The following is a 16,221-nucleotide window of genomic DNA, read 5'->3' on the forward strand; positions in this document are numbered from 1 at the left end:
ACGATTTCGCTATTTCATTTGAACTCTCATTTCCATTTAAATAACGCTCAACTGCTTGTAATTTATCTTCTGCAGAAAATTTAGCCATAGAAAAACTGCACCTCCAATTGATAGATGGTGTCTAACAATTGGGGTGCAGTTCACACAGATGATGGGTTTTTTATTGCTGAAAAAAGGGGAAAGAAATAAAGTGGAGAATTAAGTAAATGGGGTAATGCTATATTTGCAAGTCAAGATGAAGAAGGAGGCAGTATATGGAAATCAGACAATTAAATCCAAATGATGCAAAACAATATCAAAAACTGCGCTTGGAGGGATTACAAAAAGATCCTGTGGCCTTTGCTTCTAGCTATGAGGAAGAAAAGGAATACACAATTGAAACTTACACAAACAGGCTGAAGTCACCTGAAGTATATACCTTTGGTGCATTTGAAAATGAACAACTTTTTGGGATTGTTACATTAGTTAGAGAAACAAAACAAAAAACACGACATAAAGCCAATATTTTTGCGATGTACGTTTCTTCTGAAAAACGGGGAAGGGGAATGGCGAGGTCCTTAATGGAAGCAGTCATACAAAAAGCAAAAGAATTGGGTGGAGTGGAACAAATTAATCTAACCGTCGTCTCCACGAATGAAACAGCGAAAAAGCTTTATTATTCCTGCGGTTTTAAGACATTTGGGCTTGAGAAAAACTCGGAAAAAGTGGGGAAAACATATTATGATGAAGAGTATATGGTGTTGTTTTTGTAAGATTGAAGGAACCGGGATCAAAAAGAGCTCCGATTTTTTTTGATAGATTTTTATTTTACAATATCTCAAAACCATCCAAAAATGGTAAAAGGTAGAAATGTAATTTGAGGTGTTTAAATGTTTCACATTTTGCTTGTTGACGATTATCCCTTAGTAGGAGAAGGGACTAAGTTAATCATTGAAAGAGAGCAGGATATGCAAGTCCAGTACGAAACATCAAGTCTGCAGGCCTTAGAGTCGATAAAAACCAAATCGTATGATGTGATGATCTTTGATTATAAAATGCCTGAAATGGACGGTTTTGATTTAGCCAAACATGTTCTTGCGATCCAGCCAAAGGCCAATGTTTTAATCTATATTGATAGCGAGATCCTTCCTTATATGGATTTATTTATGGATTCCGGTGCAATAGGCTTTATTTCGAAAATGGCTACAAAGGATCAGTTAATTAGGGCAATAAGGTGTGCGATAGACCAAGAGGCAATGATTCCGTTTACATTGTTGAAGGAAATCTACGGAAAAGGGAGGCCTTCACTTCTGCGTGAACCGGCTGACAAAGGGATTTCTATAAATGAGAAGGAAAGGAAAATTTTAACGGAGCTTGTGAAAGGGAAGACCAACAAGCAGATTGCCCAATCAATGTTTATTGGCCAAAGAACCTTGGAATATAGTTTAACCAATCTATTTCAAAAGCTTGGGGTACATACAAGAATTGAGGCAATCGTAAAAGTAAAAGATATGGGGTTAATTGACTTTTAAAAAAACAGTATATTGAAATGCAAAAGGGTGCCGAAGACACCCTCATTCTTTTATCGATAGATTTTACTATATAAAGTATACTTATCAATTTTCTCTATACTAGGCGCATATCCCATTCCCGGACCATCCGGCACGATAATGGTTCCATTTTCAGCTATGACCTCTGGTTCAATAATATCCTCCGCCCAATAAAGCGTAGATCCGGCGGTGTCACCTGGAAGCATAAAGTTCGGCAGGGAAGTCAGCGCTATGTTATGAGCCCTGCCAATGCCTGACTCAAGCATCCCCCCGCACCAAACAGGAACATTATGCTCCATACAATAATCATGGATTTTCTTCGCCTCTGTCAATCCGCCCACACGGCCAACCTTGATGTTAATAATTTTACAGCTTCCCAGCTTCAATGCTTTACGGGTATCTTCTAATGAATGAATACTTTCGTCAAGACAAATCGGTGTTTTTAATTTAGCCTGTAGCTCAGCATGATCTATAATATCGTTATAGGCAAGTGGCTGCTCAATCATCATGAGATGATAATCATCAAGCGCTTTTAAAAGGTCAATATCCTTTAAAGTATAAGCCGAGTTCGCATCAGCCATCAGTGGGATATCCGGATAGACTTTACGGACTTTATCAATCAATTCAACATCCCAGCCTGGTTTAATTTTTAATTTAAAACGTTTATAACCTTCCGAACGACGCTGTTCAATCGTTTTGAGGGTATCATCGATAGAGTCTTTAATGCCTATGCTGACACCAACATCGATGGATTTTTTTGTTCCGCCAAGCGCACTGGCAAGGGAGATATTTTGTTCACGGGCATATAAATCCCATGCAGCCATATCTAAACAGGCTTTTGCCATATAGTTTCCGCGAATATGAGCAAAAAGTTTTTCTGACAGCTCATCAGGGTGGCTGAATTCACGGTTTAATAATAGTGGCATTAAAAAATCCTCAAGCAAATGCCAATTCGTTTTTACAGTTTCTTCATTATAGTAGGGAGTGGGCATGGCAACATTTTCAGCCCATCCGGTAAGGCCGTCTTCGTTTTTTACTTCGACTAGAATAAAATCCCGATCTTTTTCCTCTCCAAAGCTGGTAACAAAAGGGTAGAGCAAATCCATTTTCATATGCCTTAACGTAATTTCTGTTATTTTCATAAAAAGTGTTCTCCTTCTTTATCTTTTTTTCTTATGTAAAAATAGCCTAACGCCTTGCTGAAAAACAAGGCGTTAGAGGAAAAAATTATTCTTTGCTGAAATTAGCTTCTTTTAGTGGAACCATTTTTGTTCGCTTCACTAATTTATATCCTAAATAGCCTGCAATAAATAATGGCAGTCCGATATACGAAACAAGTATACCATACCAGTCGATCTTATCACCAATAAATGCGCCGTAATTCGTTCCAAGGGTAGCAACTAAACAGAGGATGGTTGCTAAAATCGGGCCTAATGGGAACCATTTTGCCACATATGGAAGGTCCTTCATATTTCTGCCTTGAGCTTTATAGGCTTTTCTGAAGCGCATGTGGGTAACGGAAATACTTAACCATGAAAGGTAACCAGCTAAACCGGCTGCGTTTAATAACCAATTATAAACGGTGCCGTCACCGAAAAGGGAAGTAAGGAAGCAAAGCATTCCAACAAACGTGGTTGCGTAAAGAGCATTTACCGGTACGCCGCCTTTGTTTACTTTTTTCAAAAATGCCGGTGCTTTTCCTTCTTCGGCTAATGTCCAAAGTACGCGTGAACCGACGTACAAGGATGAATTACCTGCAGATAAAACGGATGTTAGGATGACCGCATTCATTGCCGCGGCAGCAAAGGCTAACCCTGCATGTTTGAATACGAGGGTGAAAGGACTTACAGCAATGTTTTGTATGTCTCCGCCTAATAGATTTGGATCCTTATAACTAATTAAACACCCGATAACGAAAATGGCTAAAACGTAGAACAAAAGAATGCGCCAGAAGATTTGTTTAATGGCTCTTGGCATATCTTTTTCAGGATTTTCACTTTCTCCGGCGGCGACCCCAACCATTTCTGTTCCTTGGAAGGCAAATCCAACAACCATAAACACACTGAAGATTGAGAGGAGCCCGCCATGGAATGGTGCATCGCCTTTTGTAAGGTTTTCGAAACCACCTGTAGAACCTTTCATAATTCCGAAAATCATTAATAAACCTACAATAATGAAAAGAATAATGGTTACAACCTTGATGAGTGAGAACCAGAATTCTGATTCACCATAACCTTTAACAGATAAAACATTTAAGCCAAAAATAATAACAAGGAAGCTCGCACTCCAAACAATACCCGGGACATCAGGAAGCCAGTATTTCATTATTAAAGAGGAAGCGGATAATTCCAGAGCAAGGATAATTGCATTGTTATACCAATAATTCCAGCCAACAGCAAAACCTAATGCAGGGTCAACAAATCTGGCAGTATACGTACTAAAAGAACCGGAAATCGGAATGAATGCCGCCATTTCAGCTAAGCTTGCCATGAGGAAATACACCATGATCCCTGCAATTAAGTAGGCAGCAATCGCTCCGCCGGGACCTGCATCATGAATAGTTGCTCCGCTTGCTAGAAACAGGCCGGTACCAATGGTTCCACCCATGGCAATCATCGTTAAATGTCTGGTTTTCAGTTTTCTTTCCAAGTGTTCAGTTTGAACAGCTTGTCCGATTTGATTAGAAGTTTGATATTTCTTTGCAGTATTTGACATAAAACACCTCATTTATTTTTTTTAGCTATAATTCTGCTAATAAATTTGGTTCTGTTGAATGGTATTGAAAGCTAATATTTGGAATCGCTTTCAATTTTCAACCACCTCCTTTAAGAAATTATTCGTTAAAAACATGAAAGCTTGAGTAGAGCATTTCTAGTTTTTGTTGATGGGCATGGACACGGTTTTGATCTTTTTGATGGATTCCTTCGATGATTAGGTCAAGTAAACTAATGACGGACGAAATCGAATTTACACCCGTTTCAGCCTTCTCCTCGGTCGTTAAGACAATATCGGAAATTTGCCCAATCGGTGAGAGGAGTCGGTCAGTCACTGCAATCGTTTGAAACTCGTGTTTTGCAGCAAACTCCGCAATTTTAATTGTTTCATTTGAATACCGTGGGAAGGAAAACGCGACCACTACTGAATTTTTCGTAAGATTACAAAATTTTTCAACAAAATTTTCGTTTGGAGAACATAAGCTGACATTTTCTCTTAAGGTACTAAGCATATGGGAAAACCAGTAGGCTGCCGCATGTGAAAGACTGTATCCGACAATTAATACTTGGTCAGCCTTAATGAGCGCATCCACGGCCTTCCAAATTTCATTTATGTTTGTTGGGTTAAGCAGATGTCTTAAAATATGAACTTCTGATTCAATAACTCTTTTAAAGGGATCATTTTTTTCATCCTGTTGATGGTTTTCAAGAAGTTCTGTCTGATGTTGTTGAAGCAGTTGATTTTGAATCGTTGTCTGCATATTGCTAAAACCTTCAAAACCTAGTGCAAAAGAAAGTCTTATTACTGTTGTTTCACTTACACCGGCTTTCTTTCCAATTTGATAAGCGGTTTTAAATGCAGACTCATCCAGATTTTCAATTAAATAGTTGGCCACTTTTTTTTGACCTGTTGATAATAAAGGGAAATTATCTTTCACCAAAAGCTTAAATGGAAGTGGTTTCATTCCATCAACCTTCCTTACTTTAGCAAATTAGAGAATTAGTAAACTAGCAATTTAATGAAGTAAATCCTTCATTTTGAAATTTAAATGCATCAAATCCTTTATTTATTATTACAATATCATAAATGTTTAAAAAAACAAGAATTTTTAATTATTTTTTGACTCTTTTATTAAGGAATTTTATGATATAGGAGCAGGAAAATATTTTATAATAAAAACATCTGAAAAAAAACATTAAGGAAATTAGGAAAGAAGGAGTTCAATATAATGAATCGATGCGGCTGGGTGAACCAAGATCCCCTATATCTCGATTACCATGACCATGAATGGGGAATACCGGTCTATGATGACCGGCTGCTTTTTGAATATTTGAACCTTGAAGGAGCACAGGCAGGTCTAAGCTGGTATACGATTTTAAAAAAACGAACAAATTATCGAAAGGCATTTGACAATTTTGAGGCAGAAAAAATTGTTCAATATGATGAGCGAAAAATCGAAGATCTTTTACAAAACGAGGGGATTGTTCGAAATAAATTAAAAATAAACGCCGTTATTACGAATGCAAAAGCCTTTTTAGAAGTGGTGGAGGAATTTGGAGCGTTTAGCCCCTATATCTGGTCCTTTGTCGATGGAATACCAATTCGAAATCACTTTAAGGACTTATCAGAAGTTCCCGCAACAACCGAAATTAGTGATCGTCTTAGCAAAGACTTAAAAAAGCGTGGCTTCAAATTTGTCGGCTCAACGATTTGTTATGCTTTTATGCAGGCAGTAGGCATGGTCAATGATCATGTCGTTACTTGTGATTGTTATAAAAATAGAACGAATGAAACACAAAAGGGAACTGGTGAAGATTAACCGGTTCCCTTTCTCTATTTAGATGGTATATGCATATAGTTTACTATTGATTTCTGCAAGCAATCTTTTGCTTTCCCTGTAATTCCGCTCGCGACGATTTTCAACCTTAATTCTCACTGAATGCTTTTGACTATAGACTTGGTAGCCTACTCCATGGGCTTTTTGCATGGCCTTTTCCATTTCACTCGTGTAATTCAACTCTAATGGATTGATAAAAAATCCCCTCCGTTAGCTTTTTATTGAACATCCCCATCTTACCATTTAGGGTTTTGTATCCACAAAGTGGAAAAATCAGTGTATGCCTGCATATAACGGACCAATTAAGGGTGTCAGCCGCTCACCTCGTAAATCCTTAAAATAATGGCGGTTTCCTTCCAATAGGAGCAAATATTACAAATAAAAACTGGAACAGTACCAAATAATATCAATGATTACAACAGAAAGCGGTGCTAAGTTATGAAGGTAAAGGATTTTATGATAAGAAATGTGATTGCCGCAAGTCCTGATGCATCGGTTAAAGATGTGATGAAAATAATGGTGGATAGGAAAATTGGCGGTATGCCGATTATGGACAAAGAGGGAAAATTGCAGGGAATCGTTACCGATGGGGATATTTTGCGAGCGATTCAACCAGTGGACCGTAGGATCAATGACTATTTTTCTTTTATTAGTTATCATTGGGAACAAAATTTGGAGAGCCGAATTGGAGAGGTGGCAAGCCTTAAGATTATAAAAATTGCCAAAACCAACGGATTGGTTACAGTTTCACCTGAGGATGATGTGAAACAGGTAGTGCAGCTCCTGGCAAAACACCATTTTAAAAAGCTTCCTGTAATTGATCAATACCATCATGTGCTAGGGGTTATTAGCAGAGGAGATATGATTCGCTGTGTTCAAAACACGTTATTTGAAAAGATGAGTTAAAAAATAGGCCCATCACTTCAGTTGAAAGTGATGGGCCTATTAGAATGATCATTTATTTAATTCATTGATTTATCCAGCAGGAAATCTCCTATTGGTAAGGCAATAATCTTTCCACCAATTTGTACATGAATAGTATCGTTAAATATGGATTTTACAATTCCTTTTAAGGAGATGGTTGAATTAACATCAATTTTTTTCGGTTCAGAATTGGCTGCCAAATTATTCACACCTTCCAATGTAGTATGGTGATAATATTATATAGGATGGTAACCAAAAAACACTAGGCAAAAGCATCGATCCCCTTTTTTTATTTCATTATATAAAAAAAATTCCAACGGGTGCCTAGTTCATCCAATCCTACAGTATTGTTCTTAAATAATTCGTGGAAATAATGGAAAATCCTTTTAATAAAAATGAATTTTTTAATATTAGTTCATGTTATACCATTCCTTATCTAGTCAAGGGGTGCCAACTAAGAAGATGATACAACATGAACTATAGTTCAAGTATTACATGATTAAAGAAAACTGTCAATGGAAATATGAACCCTAGTTCATTTTCTGAGTTTCATATGATAAGATAGGATTGAGGTGATAAAATGTCAGACCGAGAAGACCAATTGGCTGGTGAATTTCCATTTGTACCAAAACAGGAGCGTGCGCAACAAAAAAGAAATGCATTATTGGAAAGCGGGCGTGAATTGTTTATTTCAAAAGGATACGAGCAAACAACTGCAAAGGAAATTGCCGCCAAAGCAGGAGTTGCTACCGGGACTTTTTATCGTTATTTTTTAGATAAACGTCAATTATTATTGTCTCTGTTAGAGGATAAAATTGAGAAACTGCTGCCGCCGGAACCAAGCTGGGTGAACGGTAACCCAGAAGCAAGGTTGGTTGAAATGCTGGAATCTTACGGTCATAGGCTGAATCAGCATGGCTTGCATCGTGTATTGCCGGAATTGCTGTTAAAGGATCCTGAGCTGGCAGAGGTGATTGCAACGGCCAAAAAGAGAATTCATCAGCGAATTTTTACTGAACTGCAAGCTGCAAAAGAAAAAGGATTGACCTGGAGCGATTTGGATTTAAATACCCTCGCATGGTCCATCATGATCCTCGCCGAAAATGCTGCTGTTAAAGTGGAACAGTCAGGGGAACCTGCTGAATATCATGAGATTGCCAAAGTGATCTGCCGACTCGTTTTTCCACCGGATGTATTAAAAAATTTAAAATCAGACAACGAGAATGAAATAGAATAATGTATGGAGAGAGAGGGAGTTTTCGGTTGGAAATTGAACAATTCCTAAATATAAAAGAGATTAAGGATTTAAAGGTTGAATTAACGCGATTTATGATGGCATATAAATTTGCCCTCGATGAAATGAATACAAAAATTAATATTCTTCAAGATGAATTTAATTTCATTCATGATTATAACCCGATTGAACATGTGAAATCGCGGTTAAAATCACCTGAAAGCATTTTGAAGAAAGTAAATCGCAAAGACTGTGATTTTAATTTAGCCAGCATTAAGGAAAATATAAAGGATATTGCAGGAATAAGGATTACCTGTTCCTTCCGTTCCGATATTTATGAAATAAGTAAGATGATTGCAAACCAAAAAGATGTTAGGATTGTCGAGTATAAGGATTACATCCAAAATCCAAAGCCAAATGGGTATCAAAGTCTGCATCTGATTTTGGAAATCCCGATTTTTATGTCAGATCGTGAGGAACTTGTCTATCTTGAGGTACAAATCCGAACCATTGCAATGGATTTCTGGGCAAGTCTGGAACATAAAATTTATTATAAATATAATAAAGAAGTCCCTCAAAAGATGATTATGGAGCTGAAGGAAGCTGCAACAATGGCTGCCCACTTGGATCAAAAAATGGAGCGGCTTCATAAAGAAATATCGGTAATCAAAGAGGAGAACAAAAGAAAAGAAGAGACCAGTATTTTTAGCATGGTTAATGAGATTCCGTTGTTAGAATCATTTATGGAAAAAATCGGAGATCGAAAGTAAAAGCACTTTTTTTTAAAGGTGCTTTTCTTTTTCTTTTGGAAGGAAAGATCGAAAAAGCAGTGGAAAAGTGTTGCGTCGGCCTATTTTTATAAAAATGGAATTTTTTGTTGACATTTTACCTTAGGGGGGTATAGTATGATAATGTAAATGGTACCAAAATGAAAATAATTTTAATTCAGACTGGATAGATTAATTACCACATAATAGAAGGGAGTAATCCAATGAAAAAATGGGCACTGGGTGCATTTGTCTATTTACTAGTGATTATGGGCGGCTATTGGGTATATGATGTGAACTTCAAAACGGAAGCAAAAACATCGATGGATATGAGCCAAGGGTCGACTGCTATGACAAACGAAAGTCATGGCCATAATGAGTCAGGTGAGGAACACCACCATGAGAGTGATTCTGCAAAAATAGGTGAAGTTAACCCGAACTTTGTGTATAAAGATGGGAAAATGGAAATCACCTTAAAGGATACGCATGGTAAACTTGTAAATGATCTCGAAGTAAATCATGAAAAACTGATGCATCTAATCGTGGTAAATAACCATTTGGATCAATATTATCATATCCATCCTGAAAAAATTGGTCCTGGAAAATTTGCCATTCCCTATCAATTAGCAGATGGTCAGTACAAAGCATTTATTGATGTGAAACCTAAGAATTTGAATTATAAAGTAGAACCTGTTTCTTTTACAGTTGGTAGTCCCGTGACTTCCCACAACCATCCTTCACTTATACCAGATCGAACATTCGTGAAAACAATCGATGGTGAAAAAGTGGAGATGAAGGTAAGTTCATTTGATGCCGGAAATCCTGTGACATTAAAATTCCAATTGGACGAATCCAAACTTGAACCGTACTTAGGTGCTGCCGGTCATGTTGTCATTCTTAATGAGCAAGCAGATCAATACTTGCATGTTCATCCATCAGATGAGCATCAACCAGTGTTTGAAACACAATTCAACCATCCTGGTATTTATAAAATATGGGCGGAGTTTAAACAAGATGGAAAAGTCAGGGTGTTTCCATTTATAATTAAAATAAGCTAATCTATCTCTGACTTGTAACAGGATTGTCAAACTTTATCCTTTCAGTTACGATACGGGGGTATGATATACTATTCAATTGGAGGGCGTGCGGATGTCTGTGAACCAGAATAATGAAGAAGAATTTATGGATGATGAATGCAACGAAACAGAAGTAAGTCAAAGAAAAAGCCATCATTCTGATAAGGTGAAAAATAATCTTGTAACACGTCTCAATCGGATTGAAGGGCAGATTCGCGGTATTAAAGGCCTGATTGAAAAAGATACGTATTGTGATGATGTGATTACGCAAATTTCCGCAACCCAATCAGCCCTAAATAGTGTCGCCAAAATTTTGCTGGAAGGGCATTTAAAAAGCTGTGTACTGGAAAGGATTCAAGAAGGGGACATGGAGGTTCTTGATGAAGTTCTAGTAACCATTCAAAAATTAATGAAAAAATAACGGGGGTTATCCAATTGGAAAATATTACATTGAATGTTAAAGGCATGTCTTGCGGCCATTGTGTTAAAGCGGTAGAAGGCAGCGTCGGTGAGCTTCAAGGTGTAAAAAAGGTAGAGGTTCATCTCGATAAAGGAACAGTAGATATTGAATTCGATAAAAATATCGTTACCTTAAGCAAGATTAAAGAAACGATTGATGATCAAGGATATGATATAGTATAGGATCGAGTCGAAATTAAATACTAGCAATATAGAATACTTCTGTTATAATGATTATGGAAATAAACTTCATACAATGAAATGTAGGGGGGCCGGTGTTGCCGGTTGAGATTTCGTTCTTGAAACGATGACCCTTGGAACCTGATCTGGTTAATACCGGCGGAGGGAACATATTCTTAAACAAATAAATTGTTTGCCAATATGCACTCGGGTTTCTAAACCCGGGTGCTTTATTTGTTTTTGGATAATTTTTGTTCTATTATGCAGATAGCTACTGGTAAGGATTCTATTGATTTTGTTTATTTCCAGCTTAATTTATACATATGGGGGACGAATGAAAATGAAGAAGTGGTTTTTATTACTACTTACCGTTTTTCTGATTGCCGGCTGCAGCAGCAAAAAAGATACAGATACGGCTAAGGAAAGCACGAAAAAACTAAAAAAGATAACCGTTGTGTTGGATTGGACACCGAATACGAACCATACCGGACTTTATGTAGCAAAAGCAAAGGGATATTTTAAGGAACAAGGACTTGATGTTGATATCATTCAGCCGGGAGAAACAGGTGCAGATCAGCTCGTGGCATCAGGAAAAGCAGATTTTGGTGTAGGCTATCAAGAAGGAATTACCCAGGCCCGGGTTCAAGGTGTTCCGCTTGTCTCGATTGCTGCGGTCATTCAACATAACACATCAGGATTCGCTTCACCGGCTGCTAAAAACATTAAATCACCTAAGGATTTTGAAGGAAAAACTTACGGTGGTTGGGGTTCACCTGTTGAAAAGTCAGTTATTTCTTCTTTAATGGATAAAGAGCATTCAGATGCGAATAAAGTAAAAATTATTAATATGGGAGATACAGACTTTTTCACTGCGGTGAAAAGAGATATTGATTTTGCCTGGATTTACTACGGCTGGACCGGAGTAGAAGCAGAGCTTCGTAACCAAAAAATCAACATGATTTACCTTACTGATTATTCTAAGAAGCTTGACTATTATACTCCAGTTTTAGAAACGAATGAAAAAATGATTGCGAATAATCCAGACACAGTTAAAGCCTTTTTAAAGGCAGCATCACAAGGGTATGAATTTGCGATTAAAAATCCTGATCAAGCAGCTGATATCTTGATTAAAGCAGCTCCGGATTTAGATCCGAAGCTTGTTAAAGCAAGTCAAAAATGGTTATCACCTAAGTACCAGGACGATGCGTCACAGTGGGGATTACAGAAAAAGACGGTCTGGGAAAACTATGCTTCCTGGATGTATGACCACAAGCTTTTGGATAAAAAGCTGGATGCAGAAAAAGCATTTACGAATGAATTTTTACCTAAATAATGGAGGGGTTTTACATGGCTAATGCCTTAGTCAGCATTCAAATCATACCAAAAACAAAAGATGGTGAAGACGTTATTCCCTATGTGGATGAAGCGATCCGTGTTATTGAGGAATCAGGGGTAAAATATGAGGTTCACCCATTGGAGACGACGATGGAGGGGGAACTGGAGAAACTTTTTAGCATCATCACGAAAATGAACGAACGGATGATGGAAATCGGCAGTAAAAATGTAATATCTCAAATCAAGGTATTATATCAGCCATCGGGCATTACAATGGACCAATTAACGGAGAAGTATCACTAATATGAGGACGTTATTTTTAAAAGGGTGGAGACCGGTATTGGTTCTCCTCCTTTTGTTCGTGATATGGGAAATGATCGTAAAGACTTTGAAGATAGAGGCTTGGCTGCTGCCGGCGCCTACAAATATATTGGCAGAAGCCATCCGCGGCTTTAGCGAATTTTACCCGGATTTATTTTCGACGACGAAAATAGCAATTTACGGTTTTGCGATTGGTGCGGTTATTGGTTTAGTGGTCGCTGTCATTCTCTATTTAATCCCGGTTTTAAGAGATTCCTTTTACCCGCTGTTAATTCTTTCGCAAAATGTGCCGACAATCGTGTTAGCTCCGCTATTGGTGATTTGGTTCGGTTTTGGGCTGCTCCCGAAAATGATTGTGATTACTTTAGTATGCTTTTTCCCTATTACGGTTGCAGCGTTAGACGGGTTCAGGCAAACTCCTGCTGAACTAAGACATTACATGTTGATGGCGGGTGCGTCGAAAACGCAGTTATTTTGGAAATTGGAGTTTCCTTTTGCACTGCCGTCAATTTTTTCCGGTTTGAAAATCTCAGCAACTTATAGTGTGATGGGGGCGGTTATCTCTGAATGGCTCGGGGCCAAACAGGGAATTGGTGTTTATATGACGCTGGCATCATCCTCATTTCGAACGGACCGGGTGTTTGTTGCGATTTTTGCGATTATGTTATTAAGTTTATTATTTTTCCTTATTATTGTCCTGGTGGAGCGTCGTGTTGTCCGATGGCAGATGAAAGGGGATGAGGGTAAATGAATCATCTCATGCTGAAAGATGTTTCAAAATGTTTTGGATCAAACGAAGTGATGACTGGAATGAATTTTTCGATTAAAAAAGATGAGTTTGTTTCCATTATTGGCCCTTCCGGAAGCGGAAAAAGTACCATTTTTAATTTAATTGGAGGTATGCTTTCTCCCGATACCGGCCAGATACTACTTGAAAATGATGTGATTAATGGAAAGCGCGGGTTTATCAGCTATATGCCACAGACCCCTTCGCTGCTGCCATGGAGGACCATCCTTGATAATGTTCTGCTTGGAGCTGAGTTAAAAGGGAAAAAAGAGACGGGTAAGGCGAGGGAAATGCTGGAGATTGCCGGTCTTGCTGGATATGAGAAAGCTTTTCCACATGAGTTGTCAGGTGGAATGAAACAGCGTGTTGCTTTTATCCGTGCTTTATTAAGTCCGCAAGCAGTGATTTGTTTGGATGAGCCTTTTTCAGCCCTTGATGAATTAACTCGATTGGAGATGCAAAAATGGCTGATATCTGTGTGGGAGACGCACAAAAGGACAGTTCTGTTTATTACCCATAATATAGAAGAAGCCTTGTACCTTTCCGATAGGATTCTTGTATTATCGCAAAAGCCTTCGATGGTGATGAGTGAAATAGAAGTGCCGTTTTCACGGCCACGGGAGGCGGGCATCCTGTTGGAAGATAAATTTTTGCAATGGAAACGAAAGGTTCATTATACCTTAACAGGGCAGGGGAAGACGCGATGAGAATGATTGATGCACATATTCATTTGGATCATTATAAAGATGACGAAATTAAGCTACTCCTGGAAGAGTCATCCATGTTAGATTCTTTCGTTTCAGTTTCCTTTGATCTTGAATCATGTAAAAGAAATCTTCAATTGGCTCGAGGATATGATAGGGTTCGCCCAGCATTTGGGTTTCATCCGGAGCAGCCCCTGCCTGCGGAGGGAGAGCGAAAAGAGCTTTTTAAATGGATGGACGAGCATCGGTCCGAGATGGTTGCGGTTGGAGAGGTGGGCCTTCCATATTACCTACGGCTGGAAGGAAAAATATCTCCTCAAGAATATCAACTATATATCGAATTACTAGATTCGTTTATTCAACGGGCAAAGGAATGGGAGAAACCAATTGTTCTTCATGCCGTCTATGATGATGCCCCGGTTGTTTGTGATTTGTTAGAAAAATATTCGTTGAAAAAAGCTCATTTTCATTGGTTTAAAGGGGACAAAAAGACAATTGCGCGAATGCGTGGAAATGGCTATTTTATTTCTGTCACCCCGGATGTCGTGTATGAAGAAGAAATCCAGCAATTGGTGGCTGTTTACCCTTTAGAACAAATGATGATTGAAACAGATGGACCTTGGCCATTTGAAGGACCATTCACCGGGAAGATGACACAGCCCAATATGATGGAAGAATCGATTCGAATGATTGCCGGAATTAAGGGACTTTCTGTATCAGAGGTTACGACGAAATTATATGAAAATACGGTTTCATTTTATCAATTATAAAAACGCTTCAATCAAAATTACCCTATAGAGTAGACACATATAAAAGTCTGCCTATGGGGTATTTTTTTTCATTAATAATATCTGAAAAATTCCTTATTAACAAAAACGATACGTTTTCATAAAATTGAATTTACAATCTTTTGTTAAATTGGAAATGTGTAAATCAATTTTTACCCATTACAACTAGCCAATTAAAGGATTAGGAGGAATTTCAATGAGCAGCCAAAATGAAAACAAGGGTTTAAACAGACGTGACTTTATTAAAGTTGGTGGGACGGGTGCACTTGCATTCACAATTGCCTCCGCGGGGATACCGGGGGTAAATTTATTAAGTTCTGTTGCACACGCTGAAACAAATGATCATACTAAACTACAATTTAAACCAGATGGAAAGTTTAAAATTGTGCAATTTAACGATACGCAGGATGATGAACGAATTGACCGTCGCACAATTCAGCTTATGGAAAAAGTCCTAGACAATGAGAAACCAGATTTTGTAGTGCTGAACGGTGACAACATATCAGGTGGTTGTGAATCGGAAATCGAGATGAAAGAAGCGATGAACAATGTTGCACAACCAATGGAAAAAAGAGGGATCAAATGGGCAGTTACTTTTGGAAATCATGACGAAGATTCGACACCACTAGGTGGTCTGGATGAAGAGGCAATGCTTAAATTTTATATGGCTTACAAATACAATGCTAATCAGCCAGGGGTAAAAGGTTTAAATGGGACTGGTAACATGAATTTGCTTATTCGAGATTCAAATGGAAAAAAAGCTACATTTAATTTATGGTTGCTGGACAGCGGCAGATATGCACCCAAAACGATTGCGGGCCAGGATTTTCGTGGATATCCAACATGGGATTGGGTCCGGTTTGATCAGGTAAACTGGTACTATGAGACTTCCAAAAAGTTAGAGAATCAGTTTGGCTACAAAGTTCCTTCTCTAATGTTCGTTCATATTCCTTTATGGGAACACCGATATATGTGGTATTCAAGTGTTGATAGCAGAACAGATGCTGATCATGCCCGTGCAATTGAAAAACATCAAATCATTGGAGAAAGAAATGAAGAGGAGTGTCCTGGTCCAATTAATAGCGGGATGTTTTCTGCCCTGCTTGATAGGGGAGATGTTAAAGGCGTCTTTTGCGGTCACGACCATGTAAATACATATATGGGAAATTATTATGGAATTCTCCTAGGATATTCGGGCAGTGCCGGATTTGGAGCTTACGGTTTATCGGGTGCAGAGCGAAATCGATTACGTGGTGCCCGAGTGTTTAATTTAGATGAAAATACAGAAAATGTTTTAGTTGAAACACACATGGTTTTTGCCAAGGACTATGGCATTGACCTTACCGCAAACGACCAAAGCATTGATCCCGCTCCCATTCCTGAAAACAAAAAGCAAGAAAAAGTTTTAAAAAAATAGAAATAAGAGAAAGTGCTCAATCTTGAGCGCTTTTTAATTTTGCTCTTTACCAAAGGCTATTTTCGCATAGATTGTTGTTTTTCGTTTAAGTTCATCAACCCGTTGAACAAAATGCTTCGTGGCATCTTTTCGTAAGAACATTTGCGAA

General features: G+C 38.2%; 20 protein-coding genes and 1 riboswitch. Of the genes, 15 read left to right on the top strand and 5 right to left on the bottom strand.

Going from position 1 to position 16,221, the window contains the following annotated elements; genetic code table 11:
* The first annotated feature begins 254 nt into the window (after nucleotides 1-254).
* Complete coding sequence (locus BIV60_RS23135) at nucleotides 255-752, top strand: GNAT family N-acetyltransferase (RefSeq protein ID WP_071358066.1); 498 nt, start codon at nucleotides 255-257, stop codon at nucleotides 750-752.
* Nucleotides 753-869: 117 nt separating this feature from the next.
* Complete coding sequence (locus BIV60_RS23140; protein WP_071358067.1) at nucleotides 870-1,511, top strand: response regulator transcription factor; 642 nt, start codon at nucleotides 870-872, stop codon at nucleotides 1,509-1,511.
* A 50-nt stretch (nucleotides 1,512-1,561) separates the two neighbouring features.
* On the opposite strand, the gene menC is transcribed toward BIV60_RS23140, so the two are convergent.
* The 3 genes from menC to BIV60_RS23155 all read right to left on the bottom strand — a co-directional run bounded on the left by menC (nucleotide 1,562) and on the right by BIV60_RS23155 (nucleotide 5,208).
* Nucleotides 1,562-2,671: an o-succinylbenzoate synthase gene (menC, locus tag BIV60_RS23145; protein ID WP_071358068.1), complete on the bottom strand. Its 1,110-nt coding sequence runs from the start codon at nucleotides 2,669-2,671 to the stop codon at nucleotides 1,562-1,564.
* Nucleotides 2,672-2,756: 85 nt separating this feature from the next.
* Entirely contained in the window at nucleotides 2,757-4,244 is a 1,488-nt protein-coding gene (locus tag BIV60_RS23150) for an amino acid permease (protein ID WP_141770536.1), read from the bottom strand.
* A 118-nt stretch (nucleotides 4,245-4,362) separates the two neighbouring features.
* Nucleotides 4,363-5,208, bottom strand: coding sequence for a MurR/RpiR family transcriptional regulator (locus BIV60_RS23155; protein WP_071358069.1), 846 nt, complete (start codon nucleotides 5,206-5,208; stop codon nucleotides 4,363-4,365).
* Between the two features lie 264 nt (nucleotides 5,209-5,472).
* Here BIV60_RS23155 and BIV60_RS23160 point away from each other — a divergent pair, with 264 nt between their 5' ends.
* Nucleotides 5,473-6,063, top strand: a complete 591-nt coding sequence (locus BIV60_RS23160) for a DNA-3-methyladenine glycosylase I (RefSeq protein WP_071358070.1) — start codon at nucleotides 5,473-5,475, stop codon at nucleotides 6,061-6,063.
* An 18-nt stretch (nucleotides 6,064-6,081) separates the two neighbouring features.
* Here the strand turns inward: BIV60_RS23160 and BIV60_RS31160 are convergent, their stop codons facing one another.
* Nucleotides 6,082-6,243, bottom strand: a complete 162-nt coding sequence (locus BIV60_RS31160; RefSeq protein WP_483295122.1) for a YuzK family famiily protein — start codon at nucleotides 6,241-6,243, stop codon at nucleotides 6,082-6,084.
* A 276-nt stretch (nucleotides 6,244-6,519) separates the two neighbouring features.
* Between BIV60_RS31160 and BIV60_RS23170 the strand changes: the two genes are divergently transcribed.
* A complete protein-coding gene (locus BIV60_RS23170) occupies nucleotides 6,520-6,987 on the top strand; it encodes a CBS domain-containing protein (protein WP_071358072.1) in 468 nt (155 codons plus the stop codon).
* 56 nt (nucleotides 6,988-7,043) lie between these two features.
* Here BIV60_RS23170 and BIV60_RS29870 read toward each other — a convergent pair whose 3' ends face one another.
* Nucleotides 7,044-7,205 carry a hypothetical protein gene (locus BIV60_RS29870; RefSeq protein WP_177177382.1) on the bottom strand — a complete coding sequence of 54 codons (162 nt, stop codon included), beginning with the start codon at nucleotides 7,203-7,205 and terminating at the stop codon, nucleotides 7,044-7,046.
* Between the two features lie 380 nt (nucleotides 7,206-7,585).
* Between BIV60_RS29870 and BIV60_RS23175 the strand changes: the two genes are divergently transcribed.
* The 11 genes from BIV60_RS23175 to BIV60_RS23225 all read left to right on the top strand — a co-directional run bounded on the left by BIV60_RS23175 (nucleotide 7,586) and on the right by BIV60_RS23225 (nucleotide 16,073).
* Nucleotides 7,586-8,242, top strand: coding sequence for a TetR/AcrR family transcriptional regulator (locus BIV60_RS23175; RefSeq protein ID WP_071358073.1), 657 nt, complete (start codon nucleotides 7,586-7,588; stop codon nucleotides 8,240-8,242).
* 92 nt (nucleotides 8,243-8,334) lie between these two features.
* Nucleotides 8,335-9,009: a GTP pyrophosphokinase gene (locus tag BIV60_RS23180; protein ID WP_371261582.1), complete on the top strand. Its 675-nt coding sequence runs from the start codon at nucleotides 8,335-8,337 to the stop codon at nucleotides 9,007-9,009.
* Between the two features lie 221 nt (nucleotides 9,010-9,230).
* Nucleotides 9,231-10,064, top strand: a complete 834-nt coding sequence (locus BIV60_RS23185) for a hypothetical protein (protein ID WP_071358075.1) — start codon at nucleotides 9,231-9,233, stop codon at nucleotides 10,062-10,064.
* Between the two features lie 124 nt (nucleotides 10,065-10,188).
* The gene (locus tag BIV60_RS23190) at nucleotides 10,189-10,503 is read left to right on the top strand and encodes a metal-sensitive transcriptional regulator (protein WP_141770538.1); all 315 of its coding nucleotides are present in this window, start codon (nucleotides 10,189-10,191) and stop codon (nucleotides 10,501-10,503) included.
* A gap of 14 nt (nucleotides 10,504-10,517) precedes the next feature.
* On the top strand, nucleotides 10,518-10,724 hold the full coding sequence (gene copZ / locus BIV60_RS23195) for a copper chaperone CopZ (RefSeq protein WP_071358077.1): 207 nt from the start codon (nucleotides 10,518-10,520) through the stop codon (nucleotides 10,722-10,724).
* A gap of 72 nt (nucleotides 10,725-10,796) precedes the next feature.
* Nucleotides 10,797-10,906: riboswitch (TPP riboswitch) on the top strand.
* Nucleotides 10,907-11,061: 155 nt separating this feature from the next.
* Nucleotides 11,062-12,054 carry an ABC transporter substrate-binding protein gene (locus BIV60_RS23200; protein ID WP_071358078.1) on the top strand — a complete coding sequence of 331 codons (993 nt, stop codon included), beginning with the start codon at nucleotides 11,062-11,064 and terminating at the stop codon, nucleotides 12,052-12,054.
* Between the two features lie 14 nt (nucleotides 12,055-12,068).
* On the top strand, nucleotides 12,069-12,359 hold the full coding sequence (locus BIV60_RS23205) for a thiamine-binding protein (RefSeq protein ID WP_071358079.1): 291 nt from the start codon (nucleotides 12,069-12,071) through the stop codon (nucleotides 12,357-12,359).
* A 1-nt stretch (nucleotide 12,360) separates the two neighbouring features.
* Nucleotides 12,361-13,128, top strand: coding sequence for an ABC transporter permease (locus BIV60_RS23210; protein ID WP_071358080.1), 768 nt, complete (start codon nucleotides 12,361-12,363; stop codon nucleotides 13,126-13,128).
* Nucleotides 13,125-13,871 carry an ABC transporter ATP-binding protein gene (locus BIV60_RS23215; protein WP_071358081.1) on the top strand — a complete coding sequence of 249 codons (747 nt, stop codon included), beginning with the start codon at nucleotides 13,125-13,127 and terminating at the stop codon, nucleotides 13,869-13,871. The genes BIV60_RS23210 and BIV60_RS23215 overlap by 4 nt, the downstream gene beginning before the upstream one ends.
* A complete protein-coding gene (locus BIV60_RS23220; RefSeq protein WP_071358082.1) occupies nucleotides 13,868-14,638 on the top strand; it encodes a TatD family hydrolase in 771 nt (256 codons plus the stop codon). The genes BIV60_RS23215 and BIV60_RS23220 overlap by 4 nt, the downstream gene beginning before the upstream one ends.
* A 214-nt stretch (nucleotides 14,639-14,852) precedes the next feature.
* Nucleotides 14,853-16,073: a metallophosphoesterase family protein gene (locus BIV60_RS23225; protein WP_071358083.1), complete on the top strand. Its 1,221-nt coding sequence runs from the start codon at nucleotides 14,853-14,855 to the stop codon at nucleotides 16,071-16,073.
* Nucleotides 16,074-16,221: the final 148 nt, after the last annotated feature.

It is taken from the genome of Bacillus sp. MUM 116, from assembly GCF_001866655.1.
Taxonomy (GTDB): Bacteria; Bacillota; Bacilli; order Bacillales; family Cytobacillaceae; genus Neobacillus.

Coding starts and splice junctions, on each gene's coding strand:
- BIV60_RS23135 (WP_071358066.1), top strand. CDS start 255: ATGGAAATCAGACAATTAAATCCAAATGATGCAAAACAATATCAAAAA.
- BIV60_RS23140 (WP_071358067.1), top strand. CDS start 870: ATGTTTCACATTTTGCTTGTTGACGATTATCCCTTAGTAGGAGAAGGG.
- menC (WP_071358068.1), bottom strand. CDS start 2,671: ATGAAAATAACAGAAATTACGTTAAGGCATATGAAAATGGATTTGCTC.
- BIV60_RS23150 (WP_141770536.1), bottom strand. CDS start 4,244: ATGTCAAATACTGCAAAGAAATATCAAACTTCTAATCAAATCGGACAA.
- BIV60_RS23155 (WP_071358069.1), bottom strand. CDS start 5,208: ATGAAACCACTTCCATTTAAGCTTTTGGTGAAAGATAATTTCCCTTTA.
- BIV60_RS23160 (WP_071358070.1), top strand. CDS start 5,473: ATGAATCGATGCGGCTGGGTGAACCAAGATCCCCTATATCTCGATTAC.
- BIV60_RS31160 (WP_483295122.1), bottom strand. CDS start 6,243: ATGGAAAAGGCCATGCAAAAAGCCCATGGAGTAGGCTACCAAGTCTAT.
- BIV60_RS23170 (WP_071358072.1), top strand. CDS start 6,520: ATGAAGGTAAAGGATTTTATGATAAGAAATGTGATTGCCGCAAGTCCT.
- BIV60_RS23175 (WP_071358073.1), top strand. CDS start 7,586: ATGTCAGACCGAGAAGACCAATTGGCTGGTGAATTTCCATTTGTACCA.
- BIV60_RS23180 (WP_371261582.1), top strand. CDS start 8,335: ATGATGGCATATAAATTTGCCCTCGATGAAATGAATACAAAAATTAAT.
- BIV60_RS23185 (WP_071358075.1), top strand. CDS start 9,231: ATGAAAAAATGGGCACTGGGTGCATTTGTCTATTTACTAGTGATTATG.
- BIV60_RS23190 (WP_141770538.1), top strand. CDS start 10,189: ATGGATGATGAATGCAACGAAACAGAAGTAAGTCAAAGAAAAAGCCAT.
- BIV60_RS23200 (WP_071358078.1), top strand. CDS start 11,062: ATGAAGAAGTGGTTTTTATTACTACTTACCGTTTTTCTGATTGCCGGC.
- BIV60_RS23205 (WP_071358079.1), top strand. CDS start 12,069: ATGGCTAATGCCTTAGTCAGCATTCAAATCATACCAAAAACAAAAGAT.
- BIV60_RS23210 (WP_071358080.1), top strand. CDS start 12,361: ATGAGGACGTTATTTTTAAAAGGGTGGAGACCGGTATTGGTTCTCCTC.
- BIV60_RS23215 (WP_071358081.1), top strand. CDS start 13,125: ATGAATCATCTCATGCTGAAAGATGTTTCAAAATGTTTTGGATCAAAC.
- BIV60_RS23220 (WP_071358082.1), top strand. CDS start 13,868: ATGAGAATGATTGATGCACATATTCATTTGGATCATTATAAAGATGAC.
- BIV60_RS23225 (WP_071358083.1), top strand. CDS start 14,853: ATGAGCAGCCAAAATGAAAACAAGGGTTTAAACAGACGTGACTTTATT.